At 54.3% G+C, this 17,789-nt stretch carries 17 protein-coding genes; 11 read left to right on the forward strand and 6 right to left on the reverse strand.

Annotation, left to right across the window (positions count from 1 at the left end; genetic code table 11):
* Positions 1 to 33: 33 nt before the first annotated feature.
* Entirely contained in the window at positions 34 to 837 is an 804-nt protein-coding gene (gene tcdA / locus ACFL9S_RS17310; RefSeq protein WP_405263102.1) for a tRNA cyclic N6-threonylcarbamoyladenosine(37) synthase TcdA, read from the forward strand.
* Positions 838 to 962: 125 nt separating this feature from the next.
* Here the strand turns inward: tcdA and csdE are convergent, their stop codons facing one another.
* Entirely contained in the window at positions 963 to 1,403 is a 441-nt protein-coding gene (csdE, locus tag ACFL9S_RS17315; protein ID WP_405263103.1) for a cysteine desulfurase sulfur acceptor subunit CsdE, read from the reverse strand.
* Positions 1,404 to 1,405: 2 nt separating this feature from the next.
* Positions 1,406 to 2,611 (reverse strand): cysteine desulfurase CsdA, encoded by a 1,206-nt coding sequence (csdA, locus tag ACFL9S_RS17320; protein ID WP_405263104.1) that lies wholly within the window; start codon positions 2,609 to 2,611, stop codon positions 1,406 to 1,408.
* Positions 2,612 to 2,833: 222 nt separating this feature from the next.
* On the opposite strand from csdA, the gene ACFL9S_RS17325 reads away from it, so the two are divergent.
* The 4 genes from ACFL9S_RS17325 (at position 2,834) to rlmM (ending at position 5,894) form a co-directional block, all read left to right on the forward strand.
* Positions 2,834 to 3,058: a YgdI/YgdR family lipoprotein gene (locus tag ACFL9S_RS17325; protein WP_405263105.1), complete on the forward strand. Its 225-nt coding sequence runs from the start codon at positions 2,834 to 2,836 to the stop codon at positions 3,056 to 3,058.
* 345 nt (positions 3,059 to 3,403) lie between these two features.
* Positions 3,404 to 4,321, forward strand: a complete 918-nt coding sequence (locus tag ACFL9S_RS17330; RefSeq protein WP_405263106.1) for a transcriptional regulator GcvA — start codon at positions 3,404 to 3,406, stop codon at positions 4,319 to 4,321.
* Positions 4,322 to 4,405: 84 nt separating this feature from the next.
* Positions 4,406 to 4,801, forward strand: a complete 396-nt coding sequence (locus ACFL9S_RS17335; RefSeq protein WP_405263107.1) for a DUF423 domain-containing protein — start codon at positions 4,406 to 4,408, stop codon at positions 4,799 to 4,801.
* On the forward strand, positions 4,794 to 5,894 hold the full coding sequence (gene rlmM / locus ACFL9S_RS17340) for a 23S rRNA (cytidine(2498)-2'-O)-methyltransferase RlmM (protein WP_405263108.1): 1,101 nt from the start codon (positions 4,794 to 4,796) through the stop codon (positions 5,892 to 5,894). Before ACFL9S_RS17335 ends, rlmM begins: the two co-directional genes overlap by 8 nt.
* A 73-nt stretch (positions 5,895 to 5,967) precedes the next feature.
* Here the strand turns inward: rlmM and xni are convergent, their stop codons facing one another.
* The 3 genes from xni to queF all read right to left on the reverse strand — a co-directional run bounded on the left by xni (position 5,968) and on the right by queF (position 9,109).
* Positions 5,968 to 6,717 (reverse strand): flap endonuclease Xni, encoded by a 750-nt coding sequence (gene xni, locus ACFL9S_RS17345; protein WP_405263109.1) that lies wholly within the window; start codon positions 6,715 to 6,717, stop codon positions 5,968 to 5,970.
* 32 nt (positions 6,718 to 6,749) lie between these two features.
* A complete protein-coding gene (ppnN, locus tag ACFL9S_RS17350) occupies positions 6,750 to 8,114 on the reverse strand; it encodes a nucleotide 5'-monophosphate nucleosidase PpnN (protein WP_405263110.1) in 1,365 nt (454 codons plus the stop codon).
* 149 nt (positions 8,115 to 8,263) lie between these two features.
* Positions 8,264 to 9,109 (reverse strand): NADPH-dependent 7-cyano-7-deazaguanine reductase QueF, encoded by an 846-nt coding sequence (gene queF / locus ACFL9S_RS17355; protein WP_405263111.1) that lies wholly within the window; start codon positions 9,107 to 9,109, stop codon positions 8,264 to 8,266.
* Between the two features lie 117 nt (positions 9,110 to 9,226).
* On the opposite strand from queF, the gene syd reads away from it, so the two are divergent.
* From syd to ACFL9S_RS17375, 4 genes are all read left to right on the forward strand, one after another.
* On the forward strand, positions 9,227 to 9,778 hold the full coding sequence (gene syd / locus ACFL9S_RS17360; protein WP_405263112.1) for a SecY-interacting protein: 552 nt from the start codon (positions 9,227 to 9,229) through the stop codon (positions 9,776 to 9,778).
* A 610-nt stretch (positions 9,779 to 10,388) separates the two neighbouring features.
* Complete coding sequence (locus tag ACFL9S_RS17365; protein ID WP_405263113.1) at positions 10,389 to 10,715, forward strand: YqcC family protein; 327 nt, start codon at positions 10,389 to 10,391, stop codon at positions 10,713 to 10,715.
* Positions 10,715 to 11,524, forward strand: a complete 810-nt coding sequence (gene truC, locus ACFL9S_RS17370) for a tRNA pseudouridine(65) synthase TruC (protein ID WP_405263114.1) — start codon at positions 10,715 to 10,717, stop codon at positions 11,522 to 11,524. Before ACFL9S_RS17365 ends, truC begins: the two co-directional genes overlap by 1 nt.
* Positions 11,517 to 11,966 carry a flavodoxin gene (locus ACFL9S_RS17375; protein WP_405263115.1) on the forward strand — a complete coding sequence of 150 codons (450 nt, stop codon included), beginning with the start codon at positions 11,517 to 11,519 and terminating at the stop codon, positions 11,964 to 11,966. The genes truC and ACFL9S_RS17375 overlap by 8 nt, the downstream gene beginning before the upstream one ends.
* 49 nt (positions 11,967 to 12,015) lie before the next feature.
* Here the strand turns inward: ACFL9S_RS17375 and barA are convergent, their stop codons facing one another.
* On the reverse strand, positions 12,016 to 14,742 hold the full coding sequence (gene barA / locus ACFL9S_RS17380; RefSeq protein ID WP_405263116.1) for a two-component sensor histidine kinase BarA: 2,727 nt from the start codon (positions 14,740 to 14,742) through the stop codon (positions 12,016 to 12,018).
* A gap of 415 nt (positions 14,743 to 15,157) precedes the next feature.
* Between barA and ACFL9S_RS17385 the strand changes: the two genes are divergently transcribed.
* Both ACFL9S_RS17385 and relA read left to right on the forward strand, forming a co-directional pair.
* Positions 15,158 to 15,364 (forward strand): hypothetical protein, encoded by a 207-nt coding sequence (locus ACFL9S_RS17385; protein WP_405263117.1) that lies wholly within the window; start codon positions 15,158 to 15,160, stop codon positions 15,362 to 15,364.
* Positions 15,365 to 15,497: 133 nt separating this feature from the next.
* The gene (relA, locus tag ACFL9S_RS17390; RefSeq protein ID WP_405263118.1) at positions 15,498 to 17,732 is read left to right on the forward strand and encodes a GTP diphosphokinase; all 2,235 of its coding nucleotides are present in this window, start codon (positions 15,498 to 15,500) and stop codon (positions 17,730 to 17,732) included.
* The last annotated feature ends 57 nt before the right edge of the window (positions 17,733 to 17,789 follow it).

Raw genomic sequence — 17,789 nt, forward strand, 5'->3', positions numbered from 1 at the left:
CGCGCTTTTTGGGAAGATTTCGAGGAATAGTCAATGATGGTTCTATCAGACGCCTGGCGGCAACGCTTTGGCGGAACGGCGCGCCTTTATGGTCAGTCTGCTCTTCAGCTCTTTGCTGACGCGCACGTCTGCGTGGTGGGCATTGGTGGGGTCGGTTCGTGGGCGGCGGAAGCGCTGGTACGCACCGGCATTGGCGCGATCACGCTGATCGATATGGACGATGTCTGCGTCACTAACACCAATCGTCAGGTTCATGCGCTGAAAGAGAATGTTGGCCGGGCGAAAACCGAGGTAATGGCCGAACGTCTGCTGGCGATTAATCCTGAATGCCGGGTGACCTGCGTTGACGACTTTATTACGCCTGAGAACACGGCGGAGCTGATCGGTAAGGAATTCAGCTATGTGGTTGATGCCATTGATAGCGTGCGGCCAAAAGCGGCGCTGCTGGCCTGGTGTCGGCGTAATAAAGTGCCGTTGGTGACCACAGGGGGCGCAGGCGGGCAGATTGATCCCACGCAGATCCAGGTCGCGGATCTGGCAAAAACCATTCAGGATCCGCTGGCGGCAAAACTGCGTGAACGGCTCAAGAATGATTTTAATATTGTCAGAAACAGCAAAGGGAAGCTGGGGATCGACTGCGTGTTTTCCACCGAGGCGTTGATGTATCCGCAGCCTGATGGTTCGGTATGTGCCTCGCGCAGCACCGCGGAAGGCCCGAAGCGCATGGACTGTGCGGCAGGCTTTGGTGCGGCGACGATGGTCACGGCCACCTTTGGTTTTGTCGCGGTGTCCCACGTATTGAAGAAAATGATGGCGAAGGCGTCACGTCAGGCGTAAATAACCTGGAGGCTGACCTGCTGTTGCGGTCAGCTTTTTTTGCACGGGTCGGCCAGCTGCCTGCACCTGGCCAGTGGTGCAGGCCATCAGCACGGGTCGATCGGAAAAAATGATCGACCCCTACATTATTTATTAACCGCCCGTTTCACGGCATCGGCCATCGCTTGTAATCCGGCACTGCGTGAGGCGCTAAGCTGCTCTTTTAGCCCCAGATCGGCAAATAATGCCAGCGGATCGTCCTGCTTTAACTGTACTGGCGTTTTACCTTCCACTGCCGTCAGCAGCACTGCCAACAGCCCGCGCACAATACGGCCTTCACTCTCGCCAAAGAAATGCAGACGCCCGTCATCCATCAACTGATGCCCCAGCCAGACGCGGTTTTCGCACCCGGTTAACTCAATATCGGCACTTTTCAATGCATCGGGCAGGGCAGGTAACTGTTTGCCCAGCAGGATCAGCTGGCGGTAACGCTCCTCCCACTGTCTGAAACTGGAAAACTGCGTCAGCAGTGACTCCGGGGTAATCAGTGTGCCAAAGGGGTGCGGGGCGATAAGCGGTAAACTCATGGTTAATCTGCCAGTAACGTCAGGGCGGTGGTCATGGCCGCGACCAGCGCGTCCACATCGTCAACGGTATTATAAGGGGCGAAAGAGGCACGTAATGTCCCGCTGACGCCCAGAGCGGCCAGCAACGGCTGGGCGCAGTGCTGCCCGGCACGCACGGCAATGCCGCTTTCGGCCAGCAGCATCACCACATCACTGTGATGAATACCTGCAATATCAAATGCCAGCAGGCTGGAGTGGCTGGCACGATAGCTGCGAAAACCAGGAAGCGCCGACAGACGTTTTTCTGCCTGCGCCGCCAGTTCGCAGCTCCAGCGCTCGGCGGCAGCGACATCAATATGACTCAACCACTCCAGCGCAGCACTCAGGCCAATCACGCCAGCGACATTGGGTGTACCGGCTTCAAAGCACCAGGGTACGGGCTGCGGGGTAAATCCTTCGAAGGTCACGCTGCTGATCATCTTGCCGCCACCTTGCCAGGGCACCATTTCTGCCAGGCGTTCGGCTTTGCCATACAGTGCGCCAATGCCCATCGGGCCGTACAGCTTATGGGCAGAAAAAGCATAGAAATCAATATCCAGTGCCTGCACATCTGGCGGGCAGTGCACCACGCCCTGGGCGCCATCAACCATCACTTTTGCCCCGCAGCCATGCGCGAGGCTGATGATCCGTTGCAGATCAGGGCAACCGCCAGTGACGTTGGACATTTGCCCTACTGCTACCAGACGCGTGCGTGCATTCAGCAGCGCAGGGAGCCGATCGGGGTCCGGCAGAGGGTTTTTGCCAATGGGCCATTTGACGACGCGGGCACCTGTTTGTTCTGCCACCATCAGCCAGGGCACCAGGTTAGCATGGTGTTCCGCTTCGCTGACCACAATCTCATCCCCCGCTTGCAGGCGCGGACGCAGCCAGCTTTGCGCCACCAGATTGATCGCTTCTGTGGTGCCTTTAGTCCAGACAATGCTATGACTGTCGGCGGCATTAAGCAGTTGTGCCACTTGAGTACGGGCCTGTTCATAACGTTCGGTCAGGTGCTGTGCGGCAGCAAACTGGCTGCGATGGACCGTGCCAGCGCTCAGGCGATAGAACTGTTCCGTCGCATCAATCACCGCCTGAGGTTTTAGCGCGGTGGCAGCGCTGTCGAGATAGCAGGTGGCATCGTTGAGTGCGGGGAACTGCTGGCGAAACTGCCGCGGGTTAAATGACGTCATACTTTTTACGCGTTCCTCTGGGATGGTTCGTGCCTTTTTAGGACCAGACTGAAAGAGATGTGGTTTTCTGGCAAAGCTGAAAAAGCGCGTTATGCTGAATTAAGACTGTTTATAGTGTTTACCCGCAAATAGACGCGCTGTCTCAGTAGAATGTTACACCATTTCTTGTTGCTATTTTGACAGCTCATCGCGTACTTCTTGTCTCAGAACGGAGGTGTAAAAATGAAAAAGCTCGCCGCTGTGATTGCAGCCTGTGCCATGACATTAGCGCTGGCTGGCTGTTCAAGCAATTATGTGATGCATACCAATGATGGCCGGACTATCGTTGCCGATGGCAAACCTATGGTAGACGATGATACCGGGATGATCAGCTACAAAGATGCCAATGGGTCAAAACAACAGATTAACCGCTCAGATGTTAAAGAGATGGTTGAGATGGGGCAGTAAATCGCAGGCAAAAAAAAGCACCGCGATTGGCGGTGCTATTAAAAATCAATATGGACAGACAGGGTAAATCTACAGGAATATAAGGTAGCCAGGCTACCAGACCTGAAAATCGTCAGGTCAAATGCAAACACAACATCACGACACAAGCCAAAAGCCTCTCAAAATTCCGCGAGTTAACACCAAATTTCAAAACACTTTTCGTTCCGGCTCAGGAAGTGGCGCAACTATAGGTATTTGCTGGCAGTTCCTCAACGGACAATTTATAATGCCTCGGATAAAAAAAACTAATACGTAACTCTGTGTAACAGAGCGGCGCCCGGCCTCGATGAAAAGCACCCATCTACCATGTCTAAACGTTTACCACCTTTGAATGCGCTGCGGGTTTTCGACGCGGCTGCGCGTCATCTCAGTTTTACCCGAGCCGCAGAAGAACTGTTTGTGACTCAAGCTGCTGTCAGTCATCAAATCAAGTCACTGGAGGACTTTCTCGGCCTTAAGCTGTTTCGCCGACGTAACCGATCGCTGCTGCTGACGGAAGAAGGGCAGAGCTATTATCTCGATATTAAAGAAATTTTCACCGCCCTGAATGATGCCACGCGCAAGCTACAAGCCCGCAGTGCTAAAGGCGCACTGACGGTCAGTTTACTGCCGAGTTTTGCCATTCAGTGGCTGGTGCCAAGACTGACCAGCTTTAACTCAGCTTATCCGGGAATTGATGTTCGTATCCAGGCGGTGGACCGCGATGAAGAGAAACTGGCCGATGATGTTGATGTGGCGATTTTCTACGGACGTGGCAACTGGCCGGGTCTGCGGGTGGAAAAACTCTATGCGGAATACCTGCTGCCGGTCTGTTCGCCGCTGCTGTTAACGGGCGAGCGCCCGCTGACGTCGCCTGCGGCACTGGCGGAGCATACGTTACTGCATGATGCATCCCGTCGTGACTGGCAGGCTTATACCCGCCAACTGGGGCTGAACAGCATTAATGTGCAGCACGGGCCGATTTTCAGCCACAGTGCCATGGTGCTCCAGGCCGCGATCCACGGTCAGGGCGTGGCGCTGGCGAATAACGTGATGGCGCAGAGCGAGATTGAAGCGGGCAGGCTGGTGTGCCCGTTTAATGATGTATTAGTCAGTAAAAATGCTTTTTATCTGGTTTGTCATGACAGTCAGGCAGAACTGGGTAAAATAGCCGCCTTCCGTCAGTGGATCCTGGCAAAAGCGGCCAGCGAACAAGAAAAATTTCGCTTTCGCTACGAGCACTGATCGCGCTGCCCTTGCGGCTAGGTGGCAGGGGTAATGAATAAAGAGGCAGGGAGGGATCTCCCTTCCCGGATAGAGGATGGTGTCATGTCCAGTCGTGCAATGCTGATTTTCTCCGCCATCAGTGGATTCTTCTACGTGATGCTGGGGGCCTTTGGTGCCCACGTATTAAGCAAGTCGCTGGGAAGCGCAGAGATGGCCTGGATGAAAACCGGGCTGGAGTACCAGGCGTTTCACACCCTGGCGATACTCGGTATGGCAGCAGCGATGCTGCGCAGGGCAAATATCTGGTTTTACTGGAGCAGCGCGTTTTTAGCGTTGGGTACGGTATTGTTCAGCGGCAGCCTTTACTGTCTGGCGCTGTCGCACCTGAAGTTATGGGTTTATATCACCCCGATTGGCGGCACTGGCTTCCTGATCGGGTGGGTTCTGATGTTGGTTGGCGCGCTGCGTCTGAAAAAAAGGGCAGATCGCCATGAATAAAATTTTACTGTATTGCCGTCAGGGTTTTGAGAAAGAGTGTGCGGCCGAAATTACCGCCAAAGCCGCTGAACGCGAAGTGTACGGCTTTGCCCGCGTGAAAGATGACTCTGCCTACGTGTTGTTTGAGTGCTATCAGCAGGGGGAAGCAGAAAAGCTGATCAATGAGCTGCCGTTCAGCGAACTGATTTTCTCCCGTCAGATGATCGTCGTGGGTGAGCTGCTGCGCGACCTGCCAACCGACGATCGCATCTCACCTGTTGCGGGGATGCTGACTGGCGTGGTGGAGAAGGGCGGCGATCTGCGCGTTGAAGTGCCGGATACCAATGCCAGCAAAGAGCTGCTGAAGTTCTGCCGTAAGTTTACCGTTCCGCTGCGTGCCAGCCTGCGTAAAGATGGCATTCTGCTTAATTATGAAAGCAATAAGCGCCCGGTGGTTCACGTGTTTTTTATTGCTTCAGGCTGCTGTTATGTCGGGTATTCCCTGCCGCATAATAATTCCGCGCTGTTTATGGGCATCCCGCGCCTTAAGTTCCCTTCCGATGCGCCAAGCCGTTCCACGCTGAAGCTGGAAGAGGCTTTTCATGTGTTTATTCCTGCCGACGAGTGGGATGAGCGCCTGGCAAGCGGTATGTGGGCGGTAGATCTCGGTGCTTGTCCTGGCGGCTGGACCTATCAGCTTGTGCAGCGCAGCATGATGGTCAATGCGGTTGATAACGGCCCGATGGCACCGAGCCTGATGGATACCGGGCAGGTTTTCCACCAGCGTGAAGACGGCTTCAAATATCGCCCAACGCGTCGGGATAACTATTGGGTGGTCTGCGACATGGTAGAAAAACCGGTGCGCGTGGCCAATCTGATGGCGGACTGGCTGGTGAATGGCTGGTGCCGTGAAGCGATCTTTAACCTCAAGTTGCCGATGAAAAAACGCTATGAAGAGGTCTCGCAGAACCTGGCGATGATCGATGAAAGGCTGAAAGAGAACGGCATCAACGCACAGATTCAGGCGCGTCAGCTTTATCACGATCGTGAAGAAGTGACAGTACATATCCGCCGCATCTGGAGTGCGGAACCGGGCCGTCGCGACGAGCGATAAACCTAACGTAGGGGGCCGATCGTGTGTTTCGATCGGCCCTCAGCGCGGACCTTACGTATGGTTTTTCCGCCGTTTACGGCAGGCGTAAATCTTTCAAATTCCCTTCCAGTACTAAATCCGTTTTAAGCGTTGCCACCTGCTGACAAATTTCCGCCATCTGTTGATGTTCGGCCAGCTTTTTGCGCCATTTTTCCGGTACCTGATCCAGCTGCTGATAAATTTGCGCCAGACTGCCGAATTGTTGCAGTAGCTGGCTGGCACTTTTGCCACCAATGCCCGCAACGCCGGGGATTTTACTGCTGCTGATCCCTGCCAGTCCCCAGTAATCGGTCAGCTGTGCCGGAGCCACGCCAAATTCTGCGGCAATAAAAGGGACATCCAGCCAGCGCTTCTGGAAGTAGTCGCGGATTTGAATGGTGGGTGCCAGCAGCTGGCAGTAGCCTTTATCGGTTGAGACAATCGTTGCCTGATGGCCTGCGGAAGCGACCTTGCTGGCGAGTGTTGCGGCCAGATCGTCAGCTTCATCACCTTTTGAGTGCCAGCTGGCCACGCCAATGCTGGCAAAGGCAGCCCGCAGCAGCGGCATTTCATCACGCAGGGCATCCGGCATCGGTGAACGTCCTGCTTTATAGTCAGGCAGGATCTGATGGCGCCAGCTGTCGCTACGATCATCATCATCAAAAACGGCCACGGCGTGCGTTGGGCGTGTGTGGAGCAACAATTGGTGCAGGGCATTCAGACAGGTTTCCTGGCACGGGGAACCCTGAACCGCATGAATGCGCCGAATCAGATTCAGCGCATCGATAATTAACAGATGTATCATCAGATAACCCTGAGCGGCCCGCAGGCCGCTCTTTACTTAATGATTTCGTAGCAGGGGATATACGCGCTGCCCGGCAGCTTCATACGATGCTGCGCGACAAACCCTTGCAGCAGATCATCCATGCGACGCATGATTTCCGGGTCGCCGTGCAGTTTGTACGGCCCTTTTTCCTGGATGGCCTTAATGCCGACATCTTTCACGTTTCCGGCCACGATGCCGGAGAACGCCCGACGCAGTGCGGCTGCCAGCTGTTCGGCAGGCTGGTCGGGAGAAAGATTGAGGTTCGCCATATTTTCATGGCTTGGCATAAACGGCATTTGCAGGTCGGGAGCAATGCGCAGCGCCCAGTTGAAGCTGTAAGCATCGCCCGTTTCGCGGCGATACTCTTTCACTTTCGGCATCGCTTGTTTCATCAGACGTGCCACTTCGGCCGCATCATCAATAATGATGGTGTAGTGTTTACGCGCTTCATCCCCGAGGGTGCTGACAATAAACTCATCCAGCACGCGGAAGTAGTCGGCACTCTCTTTTGGCCCAGTGAGGATCAGCGGCAGCACCTGATCATGGTTGTGCGGGTTCATCAGGATCCCCAGCAGATACAGCAGCTCCTCGGCTGTGCCAACGCCCCCAGGGAAGATGATAATACCGTGGGCGATACGCACAAACGCTTCCAGGCGTTTTTCGATATCCGGCATGATGATCAGTTCGTTTACCAGCGGGTTAGGCGGCTCGGCAGCAATGATCGATGGCTCGGTCAGACCGATAAAACGGCTATCTCTGTAGCGCTGCTGGGCATGACCTACCGCCGCCCCTTTCATCGGTGCTTCCATCACACCCGGCCCGCAGCCGGTGCAGATATTCAGTTCACGCAGGCCAAGCTGGGAGCCGACGTTGCGGCAGTATTGGTATTCAATGGCATTGATTGAGTGCCCCCCCCAGCACACCACGGTATTCGGCTCTTCACCCACGTGCAGCGCGCGCGCATTACGCAGAATAGAGAACACCAGGTTGGTGATATGCACCGGATCTTCGGCTTTTAACTGTTGGAAACGCCCGGCGTTATCGATCTGGCCATTGAGGAACAGAATGTCGCGCAGAACCGCAAACAGGTTAGCCTGAAGCGCGCGAATAATGCGCCCGTCAACAAATGCCTCTTCTGGCGGGTTGATCAGTTCCAGTTTGACGCCGCGCTCACGGCGCAGCACGTTAATGTCAAAGCTTTCGAAGCGGGAAAGTAGTTCATGGCTGCTGTCGGTCTGGCTGCCTGAATTCAGTACGGCGAGTGAGCAGTTACGGAATAATTGATAGAGATCGCTGCTGGCCGTGCGCTTCAGCATATCGACTTCGAGCTGTGAAAGCAGGTCCATTGAGCCGAGAGGACTGACATGTGTAATCAAGTGAACTCCTTTACACCCGCCAGGGGTGCAGTAACTCCGTGATGTGACGATCACAAAAGCAAAATGTCCCAGGGCTGCTATCGCAGCCCAGCGTCAGAGTAGCCTTTTCCAGTGATATTAAACAATAGCTTAACGTTGCAATCGGCGATTTACTGACGGACCAGTCGTGAACGGCTGGCGACAAACTTATCGTTGGTACGCCAGGGATTAATATCCAGACCGCCACGCCGCGTATAGCGGGCATAAACGCTCAGACTTTCTGGCTGGCAGTAACGCAGAATATCGCTAAAAATACGCTCGACGCACTGTTCATGGAACTCGTTATGATGGCGGAACGAAACCAGATAACGCAGTAATGCCTCGCGCTGAATGCGCGGGCCACGATAACTGATCTGCACTGAACCCCAGTCCGGTTGGTTAGTGATCAGGCAGTTGGATTTCAGCAGGTGACTGACCAGTTGCTCCTCGACCCGTTCGTTGCTGGTGGCATCGCGTAGGTAGTCGGCATTGAACTGATAGTTATCAATCACAATGTCCTGCTCATCAATACATTCGCCATTAAAGCGCCCGATGGGCTGGCTTTCAATCTCCTGCAGTCGGAACAGTGCAACGCTGACTTTACCCTCAGCGCAGGCTGTTAGATCACGTTCCAGCGTCTGACGGACTTCACCCCAGTCGGCAAATGGCGTTTGATTAAAACTGTTCAGATACAGCTTAAAACTTTTGGACTCAATAAGATTAACGCTGCCTGCATCCAGTGTAACTTCACCCAGAGCCACCTGTGGCAGCCCTTTGCTGTTCAGCCAGGATAATTCATACAGCGTCCAGATATCCGCACCGCTGAAGGGCAGATTATCGGGATACAGGCCCAGCGGCTCGCGGTTCAGGCTGCGCGGTACAGCCTGCAACAGTTCAGGTTGATAGGTGTCATGATATTCTGTGGGTTTCCCCAGAGTCAGGCCTTCCAGTGCCTGGTGATGGTCGTATGAAGACATGGTGTTACCTTGTGTTACCTTAGGGTGCCCGCCGCGGCAGGCAGCTTGAAGACTATTGTGTACCAATGCGTACATCAGGTTGTCAGTGTAACCCAGCCAGCAAAGAGTGAAAAAATAATGATCGAAGAAACCTCCCAGGCCTTACGCGATTTCAGTCAGCGCTATTGCGATCTCTGGCAGCAACAACATGGCCATGCTCCGGCGAGCGCCGATCTGCATGGCATTCCCTCGCCCTGTGTTATCGCCACCCATAATGAAGAAGCCTGGTGGCAGCCACAGCCGTTTACGCTGGCAAAAAACCTGGATGCCGTTGAACGCGCACTCGATATCAGCTTGCAGCCTTCAGTCACCGGATTCTATACCGCGCAATTTAGCGGAGACATGGTGGGAACTTTTGCCGGAAACAGAGTGTCATTAGTACAGGTGTGGAGTGAAGACGATTTTGTGCGCGTGCAGGAGAACCTGATCGGGCATCTGGTCATGAAGCGTCGCCTTAAACACTCTCCTACGCTGTTTATCGCCACCACCGAGTCTGAACTGGAGGTAGTATCGGTTTGTAACCTTAATGGTGAAGTGATTATTGAGCAGTTAGGTACCCAGAAACGACAAGTTATCGCCCCCTCTCTTAAGAACTTTCTTATTTCCTTACAACCCCTTAGCGAACATTGATGCGAGTTTGCCCATTGGTCTTGTGCGAGATGTCTCACAGGGTCTGTGAGAGATCGCATCCCTCTGATGCAGACATCTCAATCGTTATAAATGTAAAAATATTGTAGATCATCATGTTAGGAGATTGATTGTGATAATCAGCCTGTGAGATGCCTAAAAAAACTGGCACGGGTGTCTTGTTTGCTTATGCTGAACGGGCAAAATAGCACCCATCGCAAAGGATGCTTAGGACTGGACGAACATCAGGACGATGTACTCACGGAATGAGTTGGACCCGTCAGGATGACGTATCAGGGAAAGGCTTCCGGATTGAAGCGAGGAAACCTCAGGAAGAGGTAAAGGACACCTCCAGGACGGAGAATGTGGACCGAACAAGGCAGTCGGTGGTCATGGACGCCAAAGGATTTGCATCAGGATGGTGCACGCTACGGAGAGCGACAGGAATAGTTTTCAAGGACGAGCAGGGAGCATAAATGTAGCTGGAACGCTGCAAACGGACCAGGGGCACTGTATATACAGTGCCCCTTTTTTCGTTGAAATTTTTACCCGGCACGGTGCGGATGCTATGCTTTGCGCCCTTTATCCCCATTGTTTAATCAGGAGGTTGCTCATGAGCCGTGAACAACAGGTTCAGGAACGGTTGCTGGCCATTGAAACGCAGCTTAAACAGGCGGGTCTGTGGCAGGCTGTTGCCCCAAATAGTGAGGCGCTTGCCAGCACAGAACCTTTCTGCGTCGATACCATGACGCCATTACAATGGCTGCAATGGATATTCCTGCCGCGCATGCAGGCGCTGTTGGATGCCGCAGCACCGTTGCCTACAACGCTGGCGATTGCCCCCTATTATGAAGTGTGGCTGGAAGGTGAAACCCCAGAGCGCGCGCAGCTGTTGCACCGTTTAAATGCCTTCGACCAGTTATTTGAGTCACACAACTGATGCTGGAGATTATCTATCAGGATCAGTGGCTGGTGGCGGTGAATAAGCCATCCGGTTGGCTGGTTCACCGCAGTTGGCTGGATCGTCATGAAACCCGTTTTGTCATGCAAACGGTACGAGACCAGATTGGTCAGCACGTGTTTACCGTGCATCGGTTGGATCGGCCAACGTCCGGCGTGTTGCTGATGGCGCTGTCGAGTGAAGTGGCGCGTTTACTGTCAGAACAGTTTGAACAGCATCAGTTGCAGAAAACCTATCATGCCGTGGTGCGCGGCTGGCTGGAAGGTGATGAGGTGCTGGATTATGCGCTGACCGAAGAGCTGGACAAAATTGCTGATAAGTTTAGCCAGCCTGAGAAAGCCCCGCAGTCGGCCGTCACCCACTGGCGTGGGCTGGCTACCGCCGAGCTGCCTGTGCCGGTTGGGCCTTACCAAACCTCTCGCTATTCACTGGTCGAGATGAAACCGGAATCCGGGCGTAAGCATCAGCTGCGTCGTCATATGACCCATCTGCGCCACCCGATTATCGGCGACAGTGCCCATGGCGATCTGAAGCAGAATCGCAGTGCGGCGGCGAACTTTGGCATGAATCGCCTGATGCTGCACGCCAGTGAGCTGTGCCTCACGCACCCGGTAACCCGGGAGCCATTGGTGCTGCGTGCCGGGCTGGATGAGGTTTGGCAAACCGCGATGATGCTGTTCAACTGGCAGCACTGTCTCCCTGATATTCCACGGGTTGAGTTCGCGGCAGAAAGCCCGCAGGATAGTGAACAACGACAATCATCCCATAATGGAGAAGAGCATGGCTGAGATAGGCATTTTTGTTGGTACCGTTTACGGTAATGCCCTGTTAGTGGCTGAAGAGGCGGAACCGCTGCTGGCAGCAGCGGGCCACCAGGTGAAGATTTTTGAAGATCCCACGCTGGAAGACTGGCAGCGCTATGCGCAGAAAGCCGTGCTGGTGATCACGTCAACCACCGGACAGGGTGACCTGCCAGACAGCATTGCTACGCTGTTTGCTGGCATCAAAGATAAGCTGGGTTACCAGCCAGAGCTGCGTTACGGCATTATCGCGCTAGGCGACAGTAGCTATGATGAGTTCTGCGGCGGCGGCAAAAAGTTTGCTGACCTGTTACAGGATCAAAGTGCTATCCGCGTGGGTGAGATCCTGCTGGTCGATGCGACGGAAAATCCGGAACCGGAAGAGGTCACTTCTCCCTGGGTTGAGCAGTGGGCTAAGCTGATCGGATAATCGACGGGCGGGTCTGCAACGCAGGCCCGCTCTGCTCATTATCCAAAACCTACAGTTTCAACCGTTCCTTCGCCAGTCGCGCCACGTTCTGCATCTCATCCAGTAGCTCAAACAACTCAGGCTCTACCCGGGTAATATCCTCGCTTTGACGCAGGCTCTGTTCCAGTGCCAGGCAGAGTTGCTTCATGCGTGGCACGCCGCTGTAGCTGGCGCTACCATGTAGTTTATGAATGATATCGCGCAGGGCAGGGGTATTATTCTCCGTCGTATATTGCTCTATCAGCATCTGCACTTCTGGTAAGAAATCCACCAACATCTGCAACAAATCACGCGCCAGATCGGGTTTGTTCGCGGCCTGGCGCAATGCCAGTGCCCAGTCGAGGGATGCCGGTACTTCAATCACAGGCAGCGACATCCGTTGCCCGCCCGGCGTATAGCGTGCCAGCAGTCGGCTGAGTTTCTGCTCATCAATAGGTTTGGCGAGATAATCGTTCATCCCTGCTTTGATCAGCAGCTCCCGTTCACCATCCAGCGCATGTGCCGTGACCGCGACAATCGGTGTATTGGCGTGCTGCGGGAGGGTACGAATCGCTTCACTGGCACGAATGCCGTCGATCTCCGGCATCTGAATATCCATTAAAATAATATCCAGATGCTGATGACGCGCCTGATTAATCGCCGCTTCACCGCTGTCACACAGCACAATATGCGCGACCTGTTCTTCCAGCAGCGCACCAATCAGTTTCAGGTTAGCCAGGTTGTCATCTACCGCCATCACGCGTAGCGGCAGGCGCTGGCGTTCCGCAAACGGCAGCGCATCACGGTGGTGGTGATCGACCAGAACGGGGATCAGACGGGTCATGGATATCGGTTTAATCAGGCAGGCCGTCACGCCGCGTGCTTTAAGCTCTTCCGCATAGACCTGCATCTGGAATGGCAGGGCCATAATGACACTGTTAGCACGTTGCAGGATCGGCGTCAGCTGTTCCCCGGTGATCTCAAGGTTCTGCGGATCGGCCACTGGCACGCCCATCAGCAGCACATCATAATGTGCCTCTGGAAGTTCACTGAGTGACGGGCTGTAGCTGATGTTCATCGGTGTCGCGGCCAGCATCTCCATCAGTGCTTTCGCTGCCGTAGCGTTAGGTTCCACATAAGCCATGCGCTGGCCTTCGATACAATCCATCACACGGGGATCGCTGGCGGCATTCGGGTTCAGGGCAAGGTTAACGTGGAACCAGAAGGTGGAACCGTGGTTGAGGCGGCTGTGGAAAGAGATTTCACCGCCCATTTCATTCACCAGTTTCTGTGTGATCACAAGGCCCAGCCCGGTGCCGCCGTGACGGCGTGAAATGCTGGCATCCGCCTGGCGGAACGCCTGGAACAGCTGCGACTGCTGCTTCTCGGAAATCCCAATCCCGCTGTCATGAATCTGAACTTCCAGCTCCATACGGTTATTGCTCAGGGCGCGTTTCTCTACGCGAATATCAATATTGCCGTGCTCGGTGAACTTGATCGCGTTGCCGAGCAGGTTGACGATAATTTGCTGCATGCGCAGCGGATCGCCGATGGCATTATCCGGCACGTCACTCTGAATATTGAGCGTCAGTTCCAGCCCTTTATCGTGTGCGGACTGCGCCAGCAGAACCACCACCTCATCCAGCGTGGCACGCAGCGGGAAGGGGATCGTCTCCAGAATCAATTTACCGGCTTCAAGTTTCGAGAAGTCGAGCACGTCATTAATGATGCTTAACAGGTTATTCGCCGAGCGCTCAATGGTATGAAGATAATCGCGTTGGGTCGAGTTCAGCGTGGTTTTCAGCGTCTGGCGGGTAAAGCCAATCACGCCGTTTAACGGCGTGCGCAGCTCATGTGACATATTGGCGAGGAACTCTGATTTGATACGTGCGGCTTCCTGGGCACGTTTTTTCGCCAAATCCAACTCGACGTTTTGGATCTCCATCTGTTCCAGCGTTTCACGCAAGTCAGACGTCGCCTGGTCGATATTCTGCTGCATCTCTTCGTGATAGGCGGTGAGCGACATGGCCATGGAGTTGATGCCATTTTTCAGCACGTCAAGCTCACCCAGCATATGTCCTTCTACGCGGCTGTCGAGCTGACCGCGTCGGATACGGTCAACGGTACTCACCATATTGCGGATCGGCCCGGTGACATCGCGCATCAGACGGTAGGCAAACAGCATGGCAATACACAGGCACAGCAGGAGCAGCAGGGTAGAGATAAACACCTCTTTATACTGCTGTAGCCTGACGGATTGCAGATCCAGTTCAATGGCGACGTAACCGAGGGGGTTACCATTGGGTTTGGCATCCTGGCCTGGTGATTCATCCGGATAATAGCTTTCGGAGAGGATGGGCGTACGCAGGATCACAGAGTTGCCGTGGCGCTGTTTCATGTAGCGAGTGGTTAACGGCGTATTGTCCGGCAGGCGCAGAAGGTCGGGTGTCTGGTGGTAGTTTGACGTAACAAACAACTGATTGTGATCGTCGAAAACCGAAATTGCCCGCACAATATCCGAATGGCGGCGATGCAGCAGGCTGACCAGTTGACGAACGGACTCTTTGCTGTGAAAGGTCATGCCATATTCACTTGAGACCGCCAGCGGTTCGATAATGTTGACCCCGGCATCGGTGAGCTGGCTCTGTAATTCGTTATAACGGTTGACGACGAAAAACGTGGAGAGCAGCAGCCCAATCATCAGCGTCGGTGCCAGAATCAAAATCATCATTCGAGCCCGCAGGCTGTATTTGGTCATAATATTCCCTGTGCGAGATGTTTCGCTCTGTGCCGTCCAGCTGGCTTTGTACTCTGAACAGGCTGAATTGCCTCTTCAGAGGCAGGCAATACCCGATTTTCCTGCCAATAATGATGACGTGTGAATCGCAAAGACACAATCATGAAATTTTACCCGGAAAAATAGCGTGTTGCCCCATAGTGAAGCGCGAACATCATGCATTTTTTCAGATTGATGCTGCCGCTTTGTGTCGCGCGTTATGGCGAAACAGTGGTGTGAAAGCGGCGGGGCGCTTATGGGGAAGGGCCTGCATCGGTTCCCCCGTGTATTTTAACGTGGAATGCTGATTTTTTTTAAAAACTGGAACAGTTTTCGCATAATCCTAAGCTAAAACGGCGGGCAGAACTGTTGTGCGCAGCCGAAATATACTGTCGATATGGTAAATTTTATCCAGACAATGGGAAAAGTGGCCGAAAATGTCGCAGGTGTGGAAGGCGTTGCAGCATTAGGGGCGAAGGCTGCGTATAATGCAGGATTAAATAATCTGAACGCGGCGGCTGGCGTCATGCTGATGCAAATAAAACTTGCGCCGCAAATGATGGTCTATATTTTGCCACGTTACGATGCGTGCCCGGGACGCTGACCAATGACTGACGTCCAGCTACCCATTGGAACGGATATCGCCGCCCGGTGAGTGAACCCGGTGTGAGGAGAAGATCCATGGTGCTGTTAAGCCGAAATAAGCCCCTGAACAAGGGGCTATGCCAGGAGAGGATATGGTTGCGGTAAGAAGTGCACATCTGAATACGGCTGGCGAGTTCGCGCTCGACCAATGGATCACCAGTCTGGGGATCTCCAACCAGCAGTCATGTGAACGACTGGCCGATACCTGGCGCTATTGTGAAACAGCGACCAAAAATCATCCTGATGCGGCACTGTTACTGTGGCGTGGCGTCGAGATGGTGGAAATCCTCTCGATGCTCAGCATGGACAACGAAACGCTGCGTGCGGCTTTGCTGTTCCCTCTGGCTGATGCCAATGTGGTGAGCGAGCAGGTTCTGGAAGAGCAGCACGGTAAAGCCATTGTCTCGCTGGTACATGGCGTGCGCGATATGGATGCCATCCGTCAGCTAAAAGCCACCCACAATGATTCGATGGCCTCAGAGCAGGTCGATAATGTGCGCCGCATGCTGCTGGCGATGGTGGAAGATTTCCGCTGCGTGGTTATCAAGCTGGCGGAGCGTATCGCCCACCTGCGTGAAGTGAAAGACGCGCCGGAAGATGAACGCGTACTGGCGGCAAAAGAGTGCACCAATATTTATGCCCCGCTGGCAAACCGCCTGGGCATCGGCCAGCTGAAATGGGAGCTGGAAGACTTCTGCTTCCGTTATCTGCATCCGGACGAATACAAACGTATTGCCAAGCTGCTGCACGAGCGCCGTATCGATCGGGAAGACTACATTGATACCTTCGTGCAGTCGCTGCGCACGGAGATTGTGAAAGAGGGTGTGAAGGCCGAAGTGTACGGCCGCCCAAAACACATCTACAGCATCTGGCGCAAGATGCAGAAAAAGTCGCTGTCGTTTGATGAGTTGTTCGATGTACGCGCAGTGCGCATCGTGGCAGAACGCTTACAGGACTGTTATGGCGCGCTGGGGATTGTCCATACGCTCTACCGCCATTTACCGAGTGAGTTTGACGACTACGTTGCCAACCCCAAACCGAACGGTTATCAGTCTATTCATACTGTGGTTCTCGGGCCAAAAGGCAAAACCGTCGAGATCCAGATTCGTACCCGCCAGATGCATGAAGATGCCGAGCTGGGCGTGGCCGCGCACTGGAAATATAAAGAAGGCGCGGCAAGTGGCAGCGCACGCGGGGCTTCCGGCCACGAAGAGCGCATTGCCTGGCTGCGTAAGCTGATCACCTGGCAGGAAGAGATGGCGGACACCGGCGAGCTGCTCGACGAAGTGCGCAGCCAGGTGTTCGACGACCGGGTTTACGTCTTTACCCCGAAAGGCGATGTAGTCGACCTGCCGGCCGGTTCCACGCCGCTGGACTTTGCTTACCATATCCACAGCGATATCGGCCACCGTTGCATCGGCGCGAAGATTAGCGGGCGCATTGTGCCGTTCACCTATCAGTTACAGATGGGCGACCAGATTGACATCATCACCCAGAGGCAGCCAAACCCAAGTCGCGACTGGCTGAACCCGAACCTGGGCTATGTCACCACCAGCCGGGGGCGCTCGAAGATCCATGCCTGGTTCCGCAAGCAGGATCGCGACAAGAATATTATTGCCGGGCGTCAGATCCTCGACAGCGAACTGGACCATCTTGATATCAATCTGAAAGATGCCGAAAAGCTGCTGCTGCCGCGCTATAACTTCAATACCCTGGATGAGTTGCTGGCGGCAATCGGCGGCGGTGACGTTCGCCTCAACCAGATGAGCAACTTCCTGCAGTCGAAGCTGCACAAGCCAAGCGCCGAGGAAGAAGATCGTGAGGCGCTGCAAAAACTGACGCAGAAAACCTCCAACAGCGTGCCGCGTAGCAAAGAGAGCGGCCGTGTGGTGGTGGAAGGCGTGGGTAATCTGATGCACCACATTGCGCGCTGCTGCCAGCCCATTCCGGGTGACGATATCACCGGATTTATCACCCAGGGACGCGGTATTTCGATTCACCGCGCCGACTGCGATCAGCTGGCGGATCTGATGTCTCATGCGCAGGAACGTATCGTCGACGCGGTCTGGGGTGAGACTTATTCCAGCGGTTATTCGTTGGTGGTGCGTGTGACGGCGAATGACCGCAGCGGCCTGCTGCGCGATATCACTACCATCCTGGCCAATGAAAAAGTGAACGTGCTGGGCGTATCCAGCCACAGCGACACCAAAAAACAGCTGGCGACGATTGATATGGATATTGAGATCTATAACCAGCAGGTGTTGAGCCGGGTGATAGCGCGGCTTAACCAGGTCCCAGATATCATCGACGCTAAACGTCTTCATTAATCTGTCAGTTGGCGACTTTACTTGCCATTTTGTCCCCCGGCAGTGCTCACCCCTGGT

This window comes from Erwinia sp. AnSW2-5, assembly GCF_045107195.1.
Lineage (GTDB): Bacteria > Pseudomonadota > Gammaproteobacteria > Enterobacterales > Enterobacteriaceae > Erwinia.

Excerpts from the sequence above, each read along its gene's own strand:
- barA (WP_405263116.1), bottom strand. The coding sequence starts at position 14,742 with ATGACCAAATACAGCCTGCGGGCTCGAATGATGATTTTGATTCTGGCA.
- xni (WP_405263109.1), bottom strand. The coding sequence starts at position 6,717 with ATGATACATCTGTTAATTATCGATGCGCTGAATCTGATTCGGCGCATT.
- ACFL9S_RS17325 (WP_405263105.1), top strand. The coding sequence starts at position 2,834 with ATGAAAAAGCTCGCCGCTGTGATTGCAGCCTGTGCCATGACATTAGCG.
- queF (WP_405263111.1), bottom strand. The coding sequence starts at position 9,109 with ATGTCTTCATACGACCATCACCAGGCACTGGAAGGCCTGACTCTGGGG.
- ACFL9S_RS17385 (WP_405263117.1), top strand. The coding sequence starts at position 15,158 with ATGGTAAATTTTATCCAGACAATGGGAAAAGTGGCCGAAAATGTCGCA.
- ACFL9S_RS17330 (WP_405263106.1), top strand. The coding sequence starts at position 3,404 with ATGTCTAAACGTTTACCACCTTTGAATGCGCTGCGGGTTTTCGACGCG.
- csdA (WP_405263104.1), bottom strand. The coding sequence starts at position 2,611 with ATGACGTCATTTAACCCGCGGCAGTTTCGCCAGCAGTTCCCCGCACTC.
- syd (WP_405263112.1), top strand. The coding sequence starts at position 9,227 with ATGATCGAAGAAACCTCCCAGGCCTTACGCGATTTCAGTCAGCGCTAT.
- truC (WP_405263114.1), top strand. The coding sequence starts at position 10,715 with ATGCTGGAGATTATCTATCAGGATCAGTGGCTGGTGGCGGTGAATAAG.
- ACFL9S_RS17335 (WP_405263107.1), top strand. The coding sequence starts at position 4,406 with ATGTCCAGTCGTGCAATGCTGATTTTCTCCGCCATCAGTGGATTCTTC.
- relA (WP_405263118.1), top strand. The coding sequence starts at position 15,498 with ATGGTTGCGGTAAGAAGTGCACATCTGAATACGGCTGGCGAGTTCGCG.
- ACFL9S_RS17365 (WP_405263113.1), top strand. The coding sequence starts at position 10,389 with ATGAGCCGTGAACAACAGGTTCAGGAACGGTTGCTGGCCATTGAAACG.
- ACFL9S_RS17375 (WP_405263115.1), top strand. The coding sequence starts at position 11,517 with ATGGCTGAGATAGGCATTTTTGTTGGTACCGTTTACGGTAATGCCCTG.
- rlmM (WP_405263108.1), top strand. The coding sequence starts at position 4,794 with ATGAATAAAATTTTACTGTATTGCCGTCAGGGTTTTGAGAAAGAGTGT.
- csdE (WP_405263103.1), bottom strand. The coding sequence starts at position 1,403 with ATGAGTTTACCGCTTATCGCCCCGCACCCCTTTGGCACACTGATTACC.
- tcdA (WP_405263102.1), top strand. The coding sequence starts at position 34 with ATGATGGTTCTATCAGACGCCTGGCGGCAACGCTTTGGCGGAACGGCG.